The sequence below is a fragment of the Herbaspirillum sp. GCM10030257 genome (assembly GCF_042666555.1).
Taxonomy (GTDB): domain Bacteria; phylum Pseudomonadota; class Gammaproteobacteria; order Burkholderiales; family Burkholderiaceae_D; genus Noviherbaspirillum.
Genome location: NZ_JBHTDH010000007.1, coordinates 77,370 through 93,012 on the forward strand (window position 1 = coordinate 77,370; position 15,643 = coordinate 93,012).

Sequence of the window (15,643 nt, forward strand, 5' to 3'; positions counted from 1 at the left end):
AAAAAGTTCGCGGAACATGTTTACGGTGACGAAATGCAACACCTCCGGCTTTCTCCAAGTCACACTTGATGGCAAAAATCTTTGCAAAGTTTAGGCAGCTATGAGTCGGTATCTGCTTTTCATGACCACGGTTTCCACATCTGTGTTCAATGGCTGAAATTAACGGGTAGCTGGAGAGAAAGCGCCGTTTAACGACAATAAGTTCCGACCCTATCTAAAGGCACTACTGGATCAAGAATATAATTCAGGAATTTGCTTTGATCTCCTTGAACAACTTCACATCGCAGTGGTCCGTGCGCACTCTCCTGAGCTGCCTGGTTCTCGCTTGCCTCTTGCCTGGAGTCATCGGTGCGACCTTGCTTCTGATATACCAGTACCAGGAAGTTCGATCTCAGCAGGAAAAAGATACGCTTCACACAGCGCGTGCCTTGGTACAAGCTGTAGACAGCCATCTATTGCGAGGGCAGGCACTGGCCCAAGGGCTCTCCACCGCGGATTCACTTACGAATGGCGAGTTCGCCCGCTTCCATAATCGGGCAGGTGAAGCAATAGCGCGCTTTGATTTCGGTATCAATATTGTACTGAGGGACAAAACGGGACAACTTATTCTGAACACCTCAGTCGCATACGGCGAGCCCTTGCCACGCCAACCGTATCGAGAGCACGTTCAAAAAGTTTTCGAAACTGGAAAACCAGCTGTCTCTAATCTCTTTATGGCACCGCAATTGAAGCGTCCAATCGTCAGCGTTGATGTACCCGTGGTTCTCGACGGTGGAGTCCTCTATTCCTTGGGTGTCGGCCTGGAGCCTCGGCATTTCAACGCCATGTTAAAAAACCAGAATTTGCCTTCGGGTTGGATTGCCGCAATTCTCGACAGCTCAGGCACCATTGTCGGACGTAACCACACGCCGGAACAGTTTGTAGGTAATAAGGCTACCCCTAAGTTACTACAGGCAATAATGAATAATGCCGAGGGTACACTCGAATCGACCACGCAAGAAGGTGCGCTTGTGCTAACCGCCTATAGCCGTTCTCCGTCGACAAACTGGGGAGTAGCAATCGGTATTCCGAATCGAGCTCTCAAAGACACACTGAAGCAGCGCCTGTTCCTTCTGGTGGCAGGTGTGACGACCTTATTTGGAATTGGACTCGTTCTGGCCTGGGTCATGGGCGGACGAATCGCCCGGTCGGTTACAGCTCTTACTGCGCCGGCCATAAGTCTGGGGCGCGGCGATACAGTTCGTATTCCGCAGGTTGATATCAAAGAAGCTTTAGAGGTCGCCTCGGAGATTAGTCGGGCCGCAGATTTGCTGAAAGAGCGATCCACCACTATCCAGGCGAGAGAAGCTGAGTTGGCGGAAGCCCATCGTCTCGCAAAGCTCGGGACCTGGCATTGGAATCTCAAGACTGGTGAAATTGAGGTTTCAAATTCGATACGCGAAATCTATGGACGTGAGGTTCCGCCTTTTCCGGATCAGAGAGGCACCCTGCTCACTGTAGAATCATGGGAACATGTGAATGCTGCTCTTCAGCAGGTAATGCAATCCGGCGCAGGCTATGACCTGGAACTGCAGGTCAATCATGGTAAAGGCCACGTCATCTGGGTGAACGCAAAATGCGAACCTGTTCGCAATGATCAGAATGAGTTAGCGGCTCTGTACGGAACCGTTCAGGACATCACCGAAAATAAGGCACACGAACAAGCGTTGCGCGATAGCGAACATCAGGCACGCGAAGCTGCGCGTCGGGCGGAAGCCGAACGTAGTCGGCTTGATGCCGTATTGGAAGCCACACCGGTCGGTATTGTTGTCGCCAATGCCAGTGGTGTGATTCTGCAGTCCAATGCCGCACACAGAGAGCTATGGGGCGCTAACCAACCCTTGAGTAAAAGCACGGAAGACTACGTTGAATGGAAGGGTTGGTGGGCTGACGGGTCGACAAAGCATGGCCAACGCGTGGCACCGCATGAATGGCCCATTGCGCGCGCCCTGGCTGGAATCGAGGCTCCTCATGACATTATTGAGATCGAGCCATTTAATACGCCGCTCTTTCATCGAATCGTCCTGATGTCGGCCGCGCCGGTCAGAAACACCGAAGGCAAGATCATCGGCGGCGTACTTGCGCAACTGGACATCACCGCACGTGTAAAGGCAGAGGAAGCATTAAGACAAGCGGACCGACGGAAAGATGAATTTCTTGCGATGCTTGCGCATGAGCTGCGCAACCCCCTGGCCCCGATTGCGGCTGCGGCTGATTTGCTGGGCTTGGGTCAACTGGATGCGGGACGTGTAAATGAAATCAGCACGATCATTGCGCGTCAGGCACAGCACATGACTAGTCTGGTTGATGATTTGCTCGATGTATCTCGTGTCACACGCGGCCGGGTCGCGCTAGACATGCAAAACTTGGATGCAAAGCAAATCGTCGCCGATGCCACTGAGCAGGTAAGGCCTTTGTGCGATGCACGGAGACATCGACTGACTGTGCACGTGCCGCATGAACCTGCATTAGTGACTGGCGATCTGAAGCGCCTTGTCCAGGTTATGACAAACTTGCTGAACAACGCCGCGAAGTTCACGCCGGAAGGCGGCGAGATTGATTTGAGTGTAGAGATTGAAGGTGGTGAAGTGATCATGTCCGTAGCGGATAACGGTATCGGCATGGATCCCGGTCTGGTGAGACACGCTTTCGAGCTATTTGCGCAGGGAGAACGTACTCCCGACCGATCACAGGGTGGATTGGGCATCGGTCTGGCGCTCGTAAAAAGCCTGGTTGAATTACACGCGGGAACGATTACTGCATACAGTGAAGGGCTCGGAAAAGGAAGCAGGTTTACTGTTCGCATTCCGCGCATGCAAGAACAAACCGATCTCTCGAAGCGGGGGCAGCCCTCCGAGGAAAAACCTGCTCCGGCAAAAACCTTGAACGTGATGGTCGTTGATGACAATACCGACGCGGCAAAGATGCTTGCCATGTTTATTGAAGCCTTGGGCCACAATGTTTTTGTGGAACACAGCTCAGTCAAGGCACTTGAGCAAGCACGAGTAAAAGTCCCGGATGTATTCCTGCTAGACATCGGACTGCCTGAGATGGACGGCAATGAACTGGCAGGTCATCTTCGCGCTCAACCGGAAACTTCGCGGGCGGTATTGGTAGCGGTGACGGGATATGGGCAGGAGCAAGACAGGGATAACGCGCTTGCCGCCGGGTTTGATCACCATTTTGTCAAGCCAGTGGCTACTGCGAAGCTCGCTGCCTTATTGATACAACTTGCCAATTCATAATGGTCGCAAATATCCCAGGATCGCATGAAGATGTATCTGGTTACCGCACCAACGCCGTGTTCGATTTGCCTGCATGAGGCTGTGGTAAGATCTCGCAACCAAGTTGCATCAACAATCCTCATACTCCTGTTCCGACACATGTATCGCATCCGATTCGCGAACACCGCACTCCCTGTAATTTTGGGGTTGCTGTTGCTGTTTGCGCAATGGACAGGTCTGCAGCATCGAATTGCGCATTTCGGTCTTGCAACACCCAGCATACATGCCACTGCCATCCTCGCGGATGACGATGCTGCTGCTCATTTGCACCACTCCTGTGTTTTATTTGATGCCGCTGCACTCGGCATCACCATGCACAGTCCATTTTACTTGCCGCCCTGCTTGCGTACCGAGGCAAACAGCAGCCGGGAGCATCACGAGTCCTCCTGGGATGCCTACTTCGTCAGCCACTTCTCATCACGCGCGCCTCCTTTAACCGAAAAATCCGCTGTTAGTTAGTCCTCTGTCGCGCACCGGTCCTCTCGGGCTAGTGCCGTTCGAAGCGTTTTTCCGTTTGTAGGAATTTTTATGTTCGCCCAGCGAAGTTCACGCGCGACGACCCGAGTGCCGGTCGTTGGAGTCCCGCCTATTGTCACCGCCATTTCAGTTGTCTCTGTACTCCCGGCAAGGAGGAGCCCGCATGCCTAAGCGATATGCATTGTTCGCCCTGCTGTGTATCACGGGGTCTGCCATCGCCGGGGAGGCACATCAACATGGTGTGGCGCAGATGACGGTGGCAATCGAGGGCAACACAGCGACAATCGAATTCACCTCGCCACTGGAAAATTTGATTGGATTCGAGCATGCCCCGCGCAACGACAAGGAGCGCAAAGTGGTCCAGGCATTAAAAGAAAAGTTTCAGAAACCAGAGTCGTTGCTAATCCCGACTGCTGCAGCCAATTGCCGCGCTGATTCGGTGGATCTGGAACTTCCCGGGGATCATGGGAGCGACGGCCATGCTGACCTGCACGCGACCATCATGTACCGTTGCAAGTCGCCGGTCGCATTGAATGCAATCAACTTGCGTCTGTTTGACGCTTTCCCGAGGTTGGATCGGATAAAGGTGCAGTTGGCGATACCGGGCCGGCAGTCTGCCGTCGAATTGAGCCGGAAACGGCCCACTCTCAGTTGGTAAGACAACCTATGGGTGACAAACCAATCGTTGTGGTTGAGCGACTTGTGTTCGGATGGCCGGGCGCCCCCGAGCCTTGCCTGGAAATTGATAACTTGCAACTGCTGCCGGGTGAAACCGTGTTCCTGCATGGGCCGAGTGGTAGCGGGAAGAGCACACTGCTAGGACTGCTTGGCGGCGTGCTTCTGCCGCAGCATGGCAGCGTAAGGCTGCTGGACACTGACTTGACGAGTCTATCCGGCCGCGCGCGGGACCGGTTTCGGGTCGATCATATTGGCTTTATTTTTCAACAGTTCAATCTGATCCCCCATCTGCCGGTGCTCGACAATGTGCTTTTGCCATGTCGTTTCTCGAAGCGGCGTTTTGCGCGAGCGACGCAAGACGGTACTGTGGCAGATGAAGCTGGACGGCTGCTGGACGCTCTTGGTCTGGGCAAGACGGTACTGCAGCGCCCGGTCACCGAACTGAGCGTAGGCCAGCAACAGCGGGTGGCTGCAGCACGCGCACTGCTGGGAAGGCCGGAGATTCTGATTGCCGATGAGCCTACCTCGGCATTGGATGCTGAAAGACAGGCGGACTTCCTCCGCCTTCTGTTGCAGCAGGGACTGAGCGAAGGCGCGACCATACTGTTTGTCAGTCATGATCGCCGGCTGGCCACACAGTTCAGTCGCGAGCTAAGCCTGGCGTCGATCAACCGGCTTGCGGCTACCGGAGGTGCATTGTGAAGCACTTGGCCATGCTCGCCTTGCGTAGCGCCTGGAACCGCCGTCTGACGCTTGGGCTGGTAATGCTGACGATTGCACTGAGTGTCAGCATGCTGCTTGGCGTCGAGCGCATCCGCCGCGATGCGTACAACAACTTCGCGCAGTCAGTCTCCGGCACGGACCTGGTAGTCGGCGCCCGCACCAGCCCGGTGCAACTGATGCTTTATGCGATCTTTCGCATGGGAGAGGCGACCAACAACATACGCTGGGAAAGCGTCGAGCAGTTGGCTCGCCATCCTTCGGTCGCCTGGACCATTCCCCTCTCACTGGGCGATTCACATCACGGCTTCCCGGTACTCGGCACCAGTGCCGCCTATTTCGAACGTTTCCGCTATGGTGACGACCGCCCGCTTGGATTCACCGCTGGTAAACCGTTTGTGCAGCTTTTCGATGCGGTGATTGGTGCGGAGGTAGCCGATCGGCTTGGCTATCGCACGGGTGACAAGATCTCGCTGACCCATGGCATGCAAGATATCGCATTGAGCGAACATCGTGACAAACCCTTCGTCGTTACCGGCATCCTTGCACGGACCGGCACGCCGGTTGACCGCAGTGTGCATGTCAGCCTGGAAGCCATCGAGGCAATTCATCTTGACTGGCAGGGCGGAGCCCGCATGCCGGGCCTGGACATTCCTGCCGAACACGTCCGTAAGTTTGACCTGCGACCGAAGCAGGTCACCGCAGTCCTTGTCGGTCTGAAGAGTCGTGCCGCCGTATTCAGGACGCAACGGTATGTCAACGACTTCCGCGATGAACCATTGCTCGCGATCCTGCCCGGTGTTGCTCTGGACCAGTTATGGCAAATGGTAGCGGTGGTCGAGCGCAGTCTGTTGTCAATTTCAGCGCTAGTGGTAATGGTCGGCTTATGCGGGCTGGTTGCGGTCGTGCTGGCTGGTCTGAATGAGCGGCGCCGCGAGTTGGCGATCCTGCGATCGGTTGGCGCACAACCAGGAGACATCCTGCTGATGCTGGTCATTGAAGGACTAGGTCTGACATTGGCCGGGTGTTGCCTTGGCATCCTCATGCTGGCAGGAGTTGGCGCGCTGCTCGGGCCGCTGGTCGAAATGCGGTTTGGCCTTTCGCTGCCGCTATCCATCCTTTCAGTTGAAGAAATACCTTTGCTGCTGGCCGTCATTGGCGTAGGTCTGCTCGCCAGTCTCGTTCCAGGCTATCGCGCCTACCGGCTGTCGCTAGCCGACGGCCTTACCCCACGTCTTTAGGAAAAATCATGAAAATTATCCCTGCCCTGATTTGCTGTGCGGTGCTTGCCGGTGGCTCGCCGCTGCTCTATGCCCAGCAGGATAAATCGGAATACAAACTTGGAGAGCGTCTTCCTCAACCGAAAGCACCGGCCACGCCCCAAGGCTATACGGAGACGAACTGGGATGCGTTAGTGCCAAAGAATTGGGATCCGTCGCAGCTGATGAAAGGCTTAAACCTGGATCAGATGAACGACAGCGACCCGCGTGCAATGGAAGCGCTGGAAAAGATGCGCAAGGCGTGGAGTGAAGCACCAGTCGACCCTTCGCTTAATGGCAAACGTATCCGCATTGCCGGCTTTCTGGTACCACTTGATGCACAACGTGGCCAGATCAAGGAATTCCTGTTAGTACCTTATTTTGGCGCATGCATCCACACGCCACCACCGCCTGCTAACCAGATCATTCATGGGGTAGCAGTCAAGCCATTGAAAGACGTGCAGGTTATGTCGGCAGTCTGGGTCAGCGGTACGCTGGAGACGGCCCGTAAGGATACCGAATTTGGCGCCTCCGGCTATCGCTTGTCCGCCGTAGCACTAACCCCATACAAATAAAGGAAAACGAAATGCGAATTTTTGCAATCATCATGCTAGCTGGGTTTGTGCATAGTGCTCACGCAGCTGAACCCACACATGCAAAAGAGCTGATCGAGCAGCATCGGGCGATTGCCGCTGCGCATGAAGCGGCAGCACAATGCCTCGCATCGGGGAAGAGCGAAAAAATCTGTCATGAAGAGCTAAGCAAGGCGTGCAAGACGTTACCAGTCATTGGTGCATTGTGCGGAATGCGCAAACACCGCCATTGAAATGCGGCGTAGATTGGCTTTCGCTTCGACACCACTCAAGGCGGTTCAGATCTGAGTCTTGTTAGCCTTCGCGCCCGTCAATGCGCGCAGTCATCAGATACGGACCGTAGACGATCAGGTAAAGTGCGAACGCACCAACCCAGGCTGCCGCAGCCACAATCAGCAGATTGTCCCGGAGTGAGTCGCCGGTCATCGCTGCCGCAAAGCGTGCAATCATCCCCAACTGCATCAGTGCATACATGCTGGTTTCTGCCTTTCCCGCCTTGAGCGATTTCTTGGCGGTGACATTACGACGGTAGAAGAAAAACAAAATCAGCTTGGTTGACCGTGCGGTGCCGTTACCTGCTACGCTGCATCATCTCTTTTTTGAAGCACCACCAAAGTGCAATTCGATTGGTGCATACACCAATTTCTTGACACGCCGGTTCTTTTCCCTTGAGACCATCTTGTCAAGGGTTACGCCATCGAGAACACGCAAGAAAGCCGCGGTCGCTTCTCCAAGTACACCCTTCAGTTCACAGCCTGCGGAATAGCTGCAACCATCGCCCTGCGTGTCAAAACAGGCAGCCATGTGGAAGTCGGTCTCGGTCTGTCGGACCACTTCGCCGATGTTGATCTCCTCGGGCTCCCGACCCAGCCTTAATCCTCCGTTACGGCCGCGTACGGTGTCGATCAGACCGAGCACGCCGAGATGATGCACGACCTTGGTCAGGTGATTCTTAGCGATACCGTGAGTGTCCGCGATATCCTGGATCGTGGCGAGCCGGTCACGGTTGATCGCTAAATACATCAGCGTGCGTAATGCGTAGTCGGTATAGGAAGTCAATCTCATGGGATGCTGCCTTTGCAACAGGGCTGCGTTAAAAATGCAGTATCCATTCTACATCTTTAGTCGTAAAACAAATCTGCATCAAGTATCCAAAAAATTTAAACATCCTTACATGCCACACCTTTAAGAAACGATCTCGGTCGATTTATACATTTACAAAGTCAAACTTCGAGACAACCATTTAGTGCTACGCAGGATTCCTGACTCATTCTCCAACTTGTAGAGCACTGGAAGTTTGCAAACACTCCAAAAACCTTGAGTGCATTCGCTGAGGACGTGACCGATATTGTCCTGCTCAAACTGATAGCAGGTTTTCAGGCGGGCATACCGTCGCTTGTCACTCCCGCGCATAGGCCATTTCATTTCTGTTTCATTAAGGCAATCCTGTGAAACATCCTCGTTTAGCGCGAATCTGACATAATCCTGCCCTTTGAGCTGCGATCATTAATCTTAAGCTTGCGTAATGCGATTTGCCCCTGAACGGGTTACATCACTTACCTGCTTTGCAAGATGGTCTACGTTAAACGATTGCAATTAAAAAATGAACGGAGCAACAAATGACCGATTCGAAGTCACCCTCGCCGGATAAGGCAAAGCCGTCCTTTTTACGGAGGATTCCGCTTGCCTTTGGCGCATTCTTCCGCACGTTTTCCGATCTCGATTTTGCGGCGCGCATCAATACTTTAAGCGATGAGAAAGATGAGACCGCTGCGCCTCCAGCTTCCCCGGCGCCGGTGGTAGAGACACCGCCTCCACCGGCGGTATCACCGTTAAAGGAAGCAACTCCGGATGCCGCACTTTTGCTGTTAAGCATCCTGCAGCGTGACGCGCGCCTGATCGACTTCGCACAAGAAAATTTGGCCAACTATTCGGATGCCGAGATTGGTGCCGCCGCACGGGTCGTCCATCAGGGTTGCAGAAAAGTACTGGACGAGCACTTCACGATCGCGCCGGTGCGCCAGGAAAACGAAGGCAGCATGGTGAGCTTGCCGGAGGGCTTCGATGCCTCGGCCATCCGTCTGACAGGAAACGTGGTAGGTAGCGCGCCGTTTCGCGGCAGCCTGACTCATCGCGGCTGGCGCGTGACTGATATACGCCTGCCCAAGCTTGCAAAAGACCACGACACATCGGTACTCGCACCTGCTGAGGTGGAACTATGAGTACCGCGCGCTATTCTGTCGGTATCGATCTCGGGACAACCCACTCTGCCCTTGCCTATATCGATCTCGCGGCCAGCGACGGCGAGAAGACGACGCATGGGGTGCTCGATGTGCCGCAGCTTACTGCGCCCGGCGCCGTCGAAGGGCAAGCACTCTTGCCGTCATTTTTATACATTCCGCATGGCGATGAGTTTGCGCAGGGTGAACGCGCTCTACCCTGGGGCGAGGAACAACTTTATATCGTTGGCGAACTCGCTCGCACCCGTGGCGCAACGACACCGATCCGTCTTGTTTCCAGTGCGAAAAGCTGGTTATGCCATCCAGGCGTCGACCGCCGCGCCGCCATCCTGCCCGGCGATGCACCGGCGGAAGTCGCGCGCGTTTCGCCGCTTGAGGCATCGATCCGCTACTTGGTCCATCTGCGCGATGCATGGAATCACGCCCATCCGGACGCACCGCTGAATCGGCAGGATGTCACGGTAACGATCCCGGCATCGTTCGACCCCGCTGCGCGCGAACTGACGGCGGAAGCCGCCAGGACAGCTGGGTACGAGTCGCTGACCTTGCTTGAAGAACCTCAGTCCGCGTTGTACAGCTGGATCCAGTCGAGCCAGGGCCAGTGGCGCAAGGAAGTCCGGGTCGGCGACATTATTCTTGTCATTGACGTTGGCGGCGGCACCAGCGACTTTTCCCTGATCGCCGTGCTGGAGCGTGACGGAAATCTCGAACCGCATCGCATTGCGGTGGGCGACCATATTCTTCTTGGCGGCGACAACATGGATCTGACGCTGGCCCATGTGATTGCCAGGAAGCTGGGGGCGAATGGCACCTCGCTCGATCCGTGGCAGATGCGCGCGCTGACCTATGGCTGCCGCGCGGCGAAAGAGACCTTGCTGAGCGAATCCGACGCGCAAAGTGTTCCGGTCGTTATTCCCAGCAGAGGATCAAAACTGATCGGCGGCTCCATCCGGACCGAGCTGACAAGAGAAGAAGTCACCTCCGTGATTCTGGAGGGCTTCTTCCCGCAGGTGGACGCCGCCGCGCGCCCGGCTACCCGCGCACGGGCAGCCTTGACACAGCTGGGCCTTCCCTTTGCACAGGACGCCGCCGTTACACGGCATCTCGCGGCTTTCCTGGGACGACAGACCGGCGCGCTTTCCGAACTGGAAGGTTTTGCCGGCCAGGCCAATCCGGGCGCCAGTTTCCTACACCCGACGGCGATCCTGTTCAATGGCGGCGTGTTTAAATCCAATCTGCTGGTGCAAAGGACGCTGGCTACCATCAACCACTGGCTCGCCAGTGAAAACGCGCAGCCGGCACGTCAGCTTACCGGTGCCGATCTTGATCTGGCGGTGGCACGGGGTGCCGCATATCACGGCTACGTTCGTCAGGGGCGTGGCGTGCGTATTCGTGGCGGCACCGCACGCGCGTACTATGTCGGCGTCGAGTCGTCCATGCCGGCGATACCGGGGATGGAACCACCCATCCAGGCGCTCTGCATCGCGCCGTTTGGCATGGAGGAAGGAACCGAAGCAGAACTGGAAACCCAGGAATTCGGCCTCGTCGTCGGCGAGCCGGTGCATTTTCGTTTCTTCAGTTCGTCGACGCGACGCCAGGACCAGATCGGCACCATCCTTGATTACTGGCCGCCAGAAGACCTGGAAGAACTCAATGAGATCCAGTCACTGCTGCCGGCGGAAGGGCGGCAACCGGGAGAAGTGGTCCTGGTCAGGCTGCATGCCAGGGTAACCGAGACCGGCACCCTTGAACTGTCCGCCGTTGCACGCGATGGCAACGAGCGCTGGAAGGTCGAGTTTGACGTGCGTGGGCAATCGGCAGGAATGTGATGAAGCGCTTTAGCGTCGGTATCGATCTTGGCACCACCAATACCGTCGTCGCTTACGCCGAAGCCGGCTCGGACGAAATCCACATCTTTGATATGGAGCAGTTGGTAGGGCCGGGAGAAATCAAAGCCCTGCCCTTCCTGCCTTCGCTGCGTTTCCACCCCGCGCGTGGCGAACTGCCCGCCGGTGCAAACGCCCTTCCCTGGTCGGAATCCAAACCTGCGACAGAGCAACCGGTGGTTTTCGGAATGTTCGCACGCAGACTGGGGGCGCAAGTGCCCGGCCGGCTGGTAGCGAGCGCAAAGAGCTGGTTATCCCATACCGCGGTCGACCGCCTTGCGCCCATCCTTCCCTGGGGCGCCGGGGATGACGTCCTGAAGGTGTCGCCGATGGAAGCCAGCGCAAGTTATCTGGCGTATCTTCGTGCGGCCTGGAACTGGCGCTTCCCGGACGCCCGCCTGGAAGCGCAGGACATTGTATTGACGGTTCCTGCTTCGTTTGACGAAGGCGCGCGTGCGCTTACCGTAGAGGCGGCAAAACGCGCAGGCTTGCCGCAAATACGATTACTGGAAGAGCCTCAGTCCGCGTTCTATGACTGGTTGCACGCGCATCGCGACAGGTTAGCGGCGGAACTGGATCAAACGCGCCTGGTGCTGATTTGTGACGTTGGCGGGGGAACGACGGACCTCAGCCTGATCCAGGTTGCTTACGAAGGCAATCAACCGCAACTAACCAGGGTTGGAGTCGGCAAGCACCTGATGCTTGGCGGCGACAACATGGACCTGGTGCTTGCCAATCTCGTTGAAAAGCGTCTCACCCAAGGTCAGGCTACAACTGGACCCGCACAAGCCGGCCAGAAGCGCCTGTCGGCCACCGAGTTGTCCCAGCTGATTGAGCGTTGCCGCAACGCCAAGGAAGAGTTGCTCGCACTGGACGCGCCCGCGAAAACTTCCGTCACGCTGGTAGGAAGCGGTTCCAGACTGATCGGTGGCACGCGATCTACCGATCTGACAAGGGAAGAAGTCGAACGCATGATTGTCGACGGCTTTTTTCCCTTGGTCAGTCAACATGATGGAGCCGTACAACGTCGCAGCGGCATTGTTGAATTTGGCTTGCCGTATGCCAGCGACCCCGCAATCACCCGCCATCTCGCAAGCTTCCTGATGCAACACGCGGGCCGCACCGAACGTGCGAACGATCAAGAACCGCAAGCCAGCCGCGCATCCGATTCTTTGCTTCCCGATACGCTGCTGCTCAATGGCGGGGTGTTTCATTCCCGCGCGATTTCCAGCAGGCTCGAGCATATCCTGGGACTGTGGCGTGGCGAGCCGCTACGCGTACTGCATAACCGTCATCCCGATGCAGCAGTGGCACGCGGTGCCGTTGCCTATGCGCTCGCTGCCCGGGGCCTTGGTACAAAAATCGGCGGAGGCTCGGCACGCAGCTATTTTCTTGTACTTGAGCTTCCAAAGGACAACAGGGCTCAAAGCCGTTCCACCAACCCGGATGCTGAGGCTGAGGCTGCGGCCAACGTGGCTCAAGCGGAAACGATCAATGCGGTCTGTATCTTCCCCCGCGGAAGTGAAGAGGGTAAAGAAATCCTTCTGAGCGAACGTGTCTTTGCGTTGCGCCTTAACCAGCCGGTCCGGTTTCACCTGGTTTCTTCCACGGATGATCGCAGCAAGTCACCCCCTTCGCTCGGAGACTTGCTTGAGCTTTCCGCCAATGATGTTGTTCGCCTGCCGCCGATCGCCACCGTGCTGCACACGAAATCATCCGAAGCGAAACAGCAGGTGTCGGTACAGCTGGCAACCACGTTGACCGAAGTAGGAACCCTTGAACTGCATTGCGTCAGTACGCAAGACCCTGGTCAGCGATGGCTACTTGAATTTCAGCTGCGCGCTGGTCAGACCGAGCCGTCTGCCGTGAACGAAGCCAATGTCGAGCCGCCGCTGCCGCAACGATTCGACCAGGCGCTGGCCGCGATCGACCGAATTTTCGGTTCGCGTGCACAGAAGGTGGAAGCCAAAGAAGTACGGCAACTCCGCGCACAACTTGAAAAGCTGATCGGCAATCGCGAGCAATGGACGATGCCTTTGCTTCGAAAGTTATTCGACGAACTATGGCAACGTGCGCGTGGCCGACGGCGTTCTGCCCAACATGAAAAGGCGTGGTTCAATCTCATCGGGTTTTGCTTGCGCCCTGGTTTTGGCTATCCGCTGGACGACTGGCGAGTCAAGCAGTTGTGGTCGATTTTTGAGGCAGGCGCACAGTACGGAAATGATAGCCAGGTTGCGACAGAATGGTGGACCATGTGGCGCCGCGTCGCGGGCGGCCTGGAAAAAGAAGCGCAATTGCGTTTGCTGGACAGCTTTGCCTTTAACGTCCAGCCTGACGCCGAAGCACAGCAAGAGCGTCCCTCTCAATTAGTAAGAGGCAATATGGAAGACATGTTGCGTCTTGTCGGCTCGATTGAACGTATCCCTGCCAGCTATAAGGTCGAAATCGGCGACTGGCTGTTCGACCTACTGAACCAGTCCCTCTCCGCTTCCACAAAATCTTCCGCGAACGAGGGGCCGATATTATGGTCACTCGCCCGTATCGGCGCGCGTCAACCATTCTATGGAAATGCGGATGACGTAGTGGCGCCGGAAGTTGCCGTTACCTGGGTTGACAACTTAATGCGGCTTGACTGGAAGCGCGTGCAAGGCGCGCCGCTTACCGCTGCTCACCTTGCACGCGCGACCGGTGACCGTGCACGCGACTTGCCGGGCGAGGTACGCGACAGGCTCGTGACAAGGCTACTGGGCATCAATGCACCGGCGGCCTGGATCGCCATGATCCATGGAAAAGTGCAACTGGACGAGGTGAGCCAAAAAGGATTCCTTGGCGATTCGCTCCCACCGGGATTGAAGCTGCTTTATTAATCATCCTGTTCCGGATAAGAAGGTGACGTCGGCGAATCGAGACGCTGGAATAGCTTCCATAACAGATGCACAGCGGAGGTGGCGCGCACGACGTCGGGCGCGCTGCGGTGGAACGCTGGAGTACCTAACTGGGAACAAGCATAGCAAAATCTTATCTAAAACCATGCGCGAAACCTCGTCTGTGTTAACGCTAAACAGAAAGGAGGACAACATGTTATATCAATCGACGTTTCCGCAAAGTATATTTGCCGAAATGGCAAATCTGCAAAGGCAGATCGAGCAGTTGTTTGACTTTGAGCCCAATATACGCGGCATCGGCCGTGGTGGCTTCCCTGCATTGAATGTAGGCAGAACGCCGCAAACCATGGAGCTGTACGCGTTCATTCCCGGCCTGGACCCTTCATCAATCGATGTCAATATCGAACAGGGCGTGCTTACCATTTCCGGTAAGCGAACCGATGACCTCGTCACCGGCGAGGATAAAGCGACCGTGCATTTGAACGAGCGCTTTGCAGGCCAGTTCAAGCGTGTCATCAGCCTTTCCGACGACCTGGATCCGGACACTGTTGATGCTCGCTACCGCGATGGCGTGCTCCATATCAGCATCAAACGTAGGGAATCCGCCCAGCTGAGGCGTATCTCTGTTCATTGATGAGGAGGATGGATCATGAGTAAGCAAACTAATCTCCCGCAGACCCAGAACAACCAACAGGTTGCGAAAACCAACGGGTCTGATAGGTCTGGCAGAAGTGACGAGCAGGTTGTCCTTCAACCTCCGGTCGATGTGATCGAGGACAAAAGCGGCATCACGTTGCTGGCTGACTTGCCCGGTGTGCCAAAGGACCGTCTGAATCTGCAGCTGGAAACCCATCGCCTGACGATTGAAGGCGAGGTGGATCTCAACATACCGCAGGACATGGACTCGCAGTATGCGGAAATCCAGGTGCCACGTTACCGGCGCACGTTCTCATTGTCGAACGAGTTGGACGGCGAAAAGGCAGCCGCGGAGTTCCGTAACGGGGTGCTGAAGTTGCACATACCCAAAGCATCCCACGCACAACCGCGCCGCATCGAAGTCCGACCTGCATAAATCAGACGTCTGGCAGGAATAATAGGTCGCGCCTGCATGGATTGGATCCGGCAGGCGCGGGAAACTAATGCTTGTTTCATTTTGGAGGTGTTCATCATGAAAGGCAAACGTTGGCAGGATTGGTTAAATCTGCTGCTGGGTGCTTGGCTGTTCGCCTCGCCCTGGGCATTGAAGTACGCAGACAATGTTCCGGTCGCAGCAAGGAATGCATGGTGGCTGGGTGCAGCGATTCTCTTGGTCGCGGCCCTTGCGATTTACCTGCCCCGTGCATGGGAAGAAGTGGTTAACTTCCTGCTTGGCGCTTGGGGTATTGTCGCGCCATGGGCTCTCGGATTCGCTGCCCATCAGGAAGCGATGACCAATACCGTGGTGGTGGGTGCTGCTGTTGCCGCCCTGGCATTATGGGTTGCAGTCAGGGACAAAGACTTCCAAAAATTATGGCATCCGGGGCAGACCGCCTGAACTAAGCCATGCTGTCTCCTCATGACATGTAGGCGTTGATCCCCTTGA

The 15,643-nt window shown here is 56.1% G+C and carries 15 protein-coding genes; 13 read left to right on the forward strand and 2 right to left on the reverse strand.

Going from position 1 to position 15,643, the window contains the following annotated elements:
• Positions 1-356 precede the first annotated feature (356 nt).
• The 7 genes from ACFQUU_RS12670 to ACFQUU_RS12700 all read left to right on the forward strand — a co-directional run bounded on the left by ACFQUU_RS12670 (position 357) and on the right by ACFQUU_RS12700 (position 7,283).
• Positions 357-3,284 (forward strand): ATP-binding protein, encoded by a 2,928-nt coding sequence (locus ACFQUU_RS12670; protein ID WP_382247572.1) that lies wholly within the window; start codon positions 357-359, stop codon positions 3,282-3,284.
• A 24-nt stretch (positions 3,285-3,308) separates the two neighbouring features.
• The gene (locus tag ACFQUU_RS12675) at positions 3,309-3,782 is read left to right on the forward strand and encodes a hypothetical protein (RefSeq protein ID WP_382247574.1); all 474 of its coding nucleotides are present in this window, start codon (positions 3,309-3,311) and stop codon (positions 3,780-3,782) included.
• A gap of 181 nt (positions 3,783-3,963) precedes the next feature.
• A complete protein-coding gene (locus ACFQUU_RS12680; protein WP_382247576.1) occupies positions 3,964-4,458 on the forward strand; it encodes a DUF2796 domain-containing protein in 495 nt (164 codons plus the stop codon).
• A gap of 8 nt (positions 4,459-4,466) precedes the next feature.
• On the forward strand, positions 4,467-5,180 hold the full coding sequence (locus ACFQUU_RS12685) for an ATP-binding cassette domain-containing protein (protein WP_382247578.1): 714 nt from the start codon (positions 4,467-4,469) through the stop codon (positions 5,178-5,180).
• Positions 5,177-6,439, forward strand: a complete 1,263-nt coding sequence (locus tag ACFQUU_RS12690) for an ABC transporter permease (protein WP_382247580.1) — start codon at positions 5,177-5,179, stop codon at positions 6,437-6,439. The genes ACFQUU_RS12685 and ACFQUU_RS12690 overlap by 4 nt, the downstream gene beginning before the upstream one ends.
• 8 nt (positions 6,440-6,447) lie before the next feature.
• Positions 6,448-7,032 carry a DUF3299 domain-containing protein gene (locus ACFQUU_RS12695; protein WP_382247582.1) on the forward strand — a complete coding sequence of 195 codons (585 nt, stop codon included), beginning with the start codon at positions 6,448-6,450 and terminating at the stop codon, positions 7,030-7,032.
• An 11-nt stretch (positions 7,033-7,043) separates the two neighbouring features.
• Positions 7,044-7,283, forward strand: coding sequence for a hypothetical protein (locus ACFQUU_RS12700; protein ID WP_382247584.1), 240 nt, complete (start codon positions 7,044-7,046; stop codon positions 7,281-7,283).
• Between the two features lie 61 nt (positions 7,284-7,344).
• Here the strand turns inward: ACFQUU_RS12700 and ACFQUU_RS12705 are convergent, their stop codons facing one another.
• Together ACFQUU_RS12705 and ACFQUU_RS12710 are read right to left on the reverse strand one after the other, a co-directional pair.
• Positions 7,345-7,593, reverse strand: coding sequence for an NnrS family protein (locus ACFQUU_RS12705; RefSeq protein ID WP_382247586.1), 249 nt, complete (start codon positions 7,591-7,593; stop codon positions 7,345-7,347).
• A 45-nt stretch (positions 7,594-7,638) separates the two neighbouring features.
• Positions 7,639-8,115, reverse strand: a complete 477-nt coding sequence (locus ACFQUU_RS12710) for an RrF2 family transcriptional regulator (protein ID WP_382247588.1) — start codon at positions 8,113-8,115, stop codon at positions 7,639-7,641.
• Between the two features lie 554 nt (positions 8,116-8,669).
• On the opposite strand from ACFQUU_RS12710, the gene ACFQUU_RS12715 reads away from it, so the two are divergent.
• The 6 genes from ACFQUU_RS12715 to ACFQUU_RS12740 all read left to right on the forward strand — a co-directional run bounded on the left by ACFQUU_RS12715 (position 8,670) and on the right by ACFQUU_RS12740 (position 15,595).
• On the forward strand, positions 8,670-9,272 hold the full coding sequence (locus ACFQUU_RS12715) for a DUF2760 domain-containing protein (RefSeq protein ID WP_382247590.1): 603 nt from the start codon (positions 8,670-8,672) through the stop codon (positions 9,270-9,272).
• Positions 9,269-11,119, forward strand: a complete 1,851-nt coding sequence (locus ACFQUU_RS12720; protein WP_382247592.1) for an Hsp70 family protein — start codon at positions 9,269-9,271, stop codon at positions 11,117-11,119. The genes ACFQUU_RS12715 and ACFQUU_RS12720 overlap by 4 nt, the downstream gene beginning before the upstream one ends.
• Positions 11,119-14,043 carry an Hsp70 family protein gene (locus ACFQUU_RS12725; RefSeq protein ID WP_382247594.1) on the forward strand — a complete coding sequence of 975 codons (2,925 nt, stop codon included), beginning with the start codon at positions 11,119-11,121 and terminating at the stop codon, positions 14,041-14,043. Before ACFQUU_RS12720 ends, ACFQUU_RS12725 begins: the two co-directional genes overlap by 1 nt.
• 163 nt (positions 14,044-14,206) lie before the next feature.
• A complete protein-coding gene (locus ACFQUU_RS12730; protein WP_382247596.1) occupies positions 14,207-14,695 on the forward strand; it encodes an Hsp20/alpha crystallin family protein in 489 nt (162 codons plus the stop codon).
• Positions 14,696-14,710: 15 nt separating this feature from the next.
• Positions 14,711-15,133, forward strand: a complete 423-nt coding sequence (locus ACFQUU_RS12735; RefSeq protein ID WP_382247598.1) for an Hsp20/alpha crystallin family protein — start codon at positions 14,711-14,713, stop codon at positions 15,131-15,133.
• 96 nt (positions 15,134-15,229) lie between these two features.
• Positions 15,230-15,595, forward strand: coding sequence for an SPW repeat protein (locus ACFQUU_RS12740; RefSeq protein ID WP_382247600.1), 366 nt, complete (start codon positions 15,230-15,232; stop codon positions 15,593-15,595).
• Positions 15,596-15,643 lie beyond the last annotated feature (48 nt).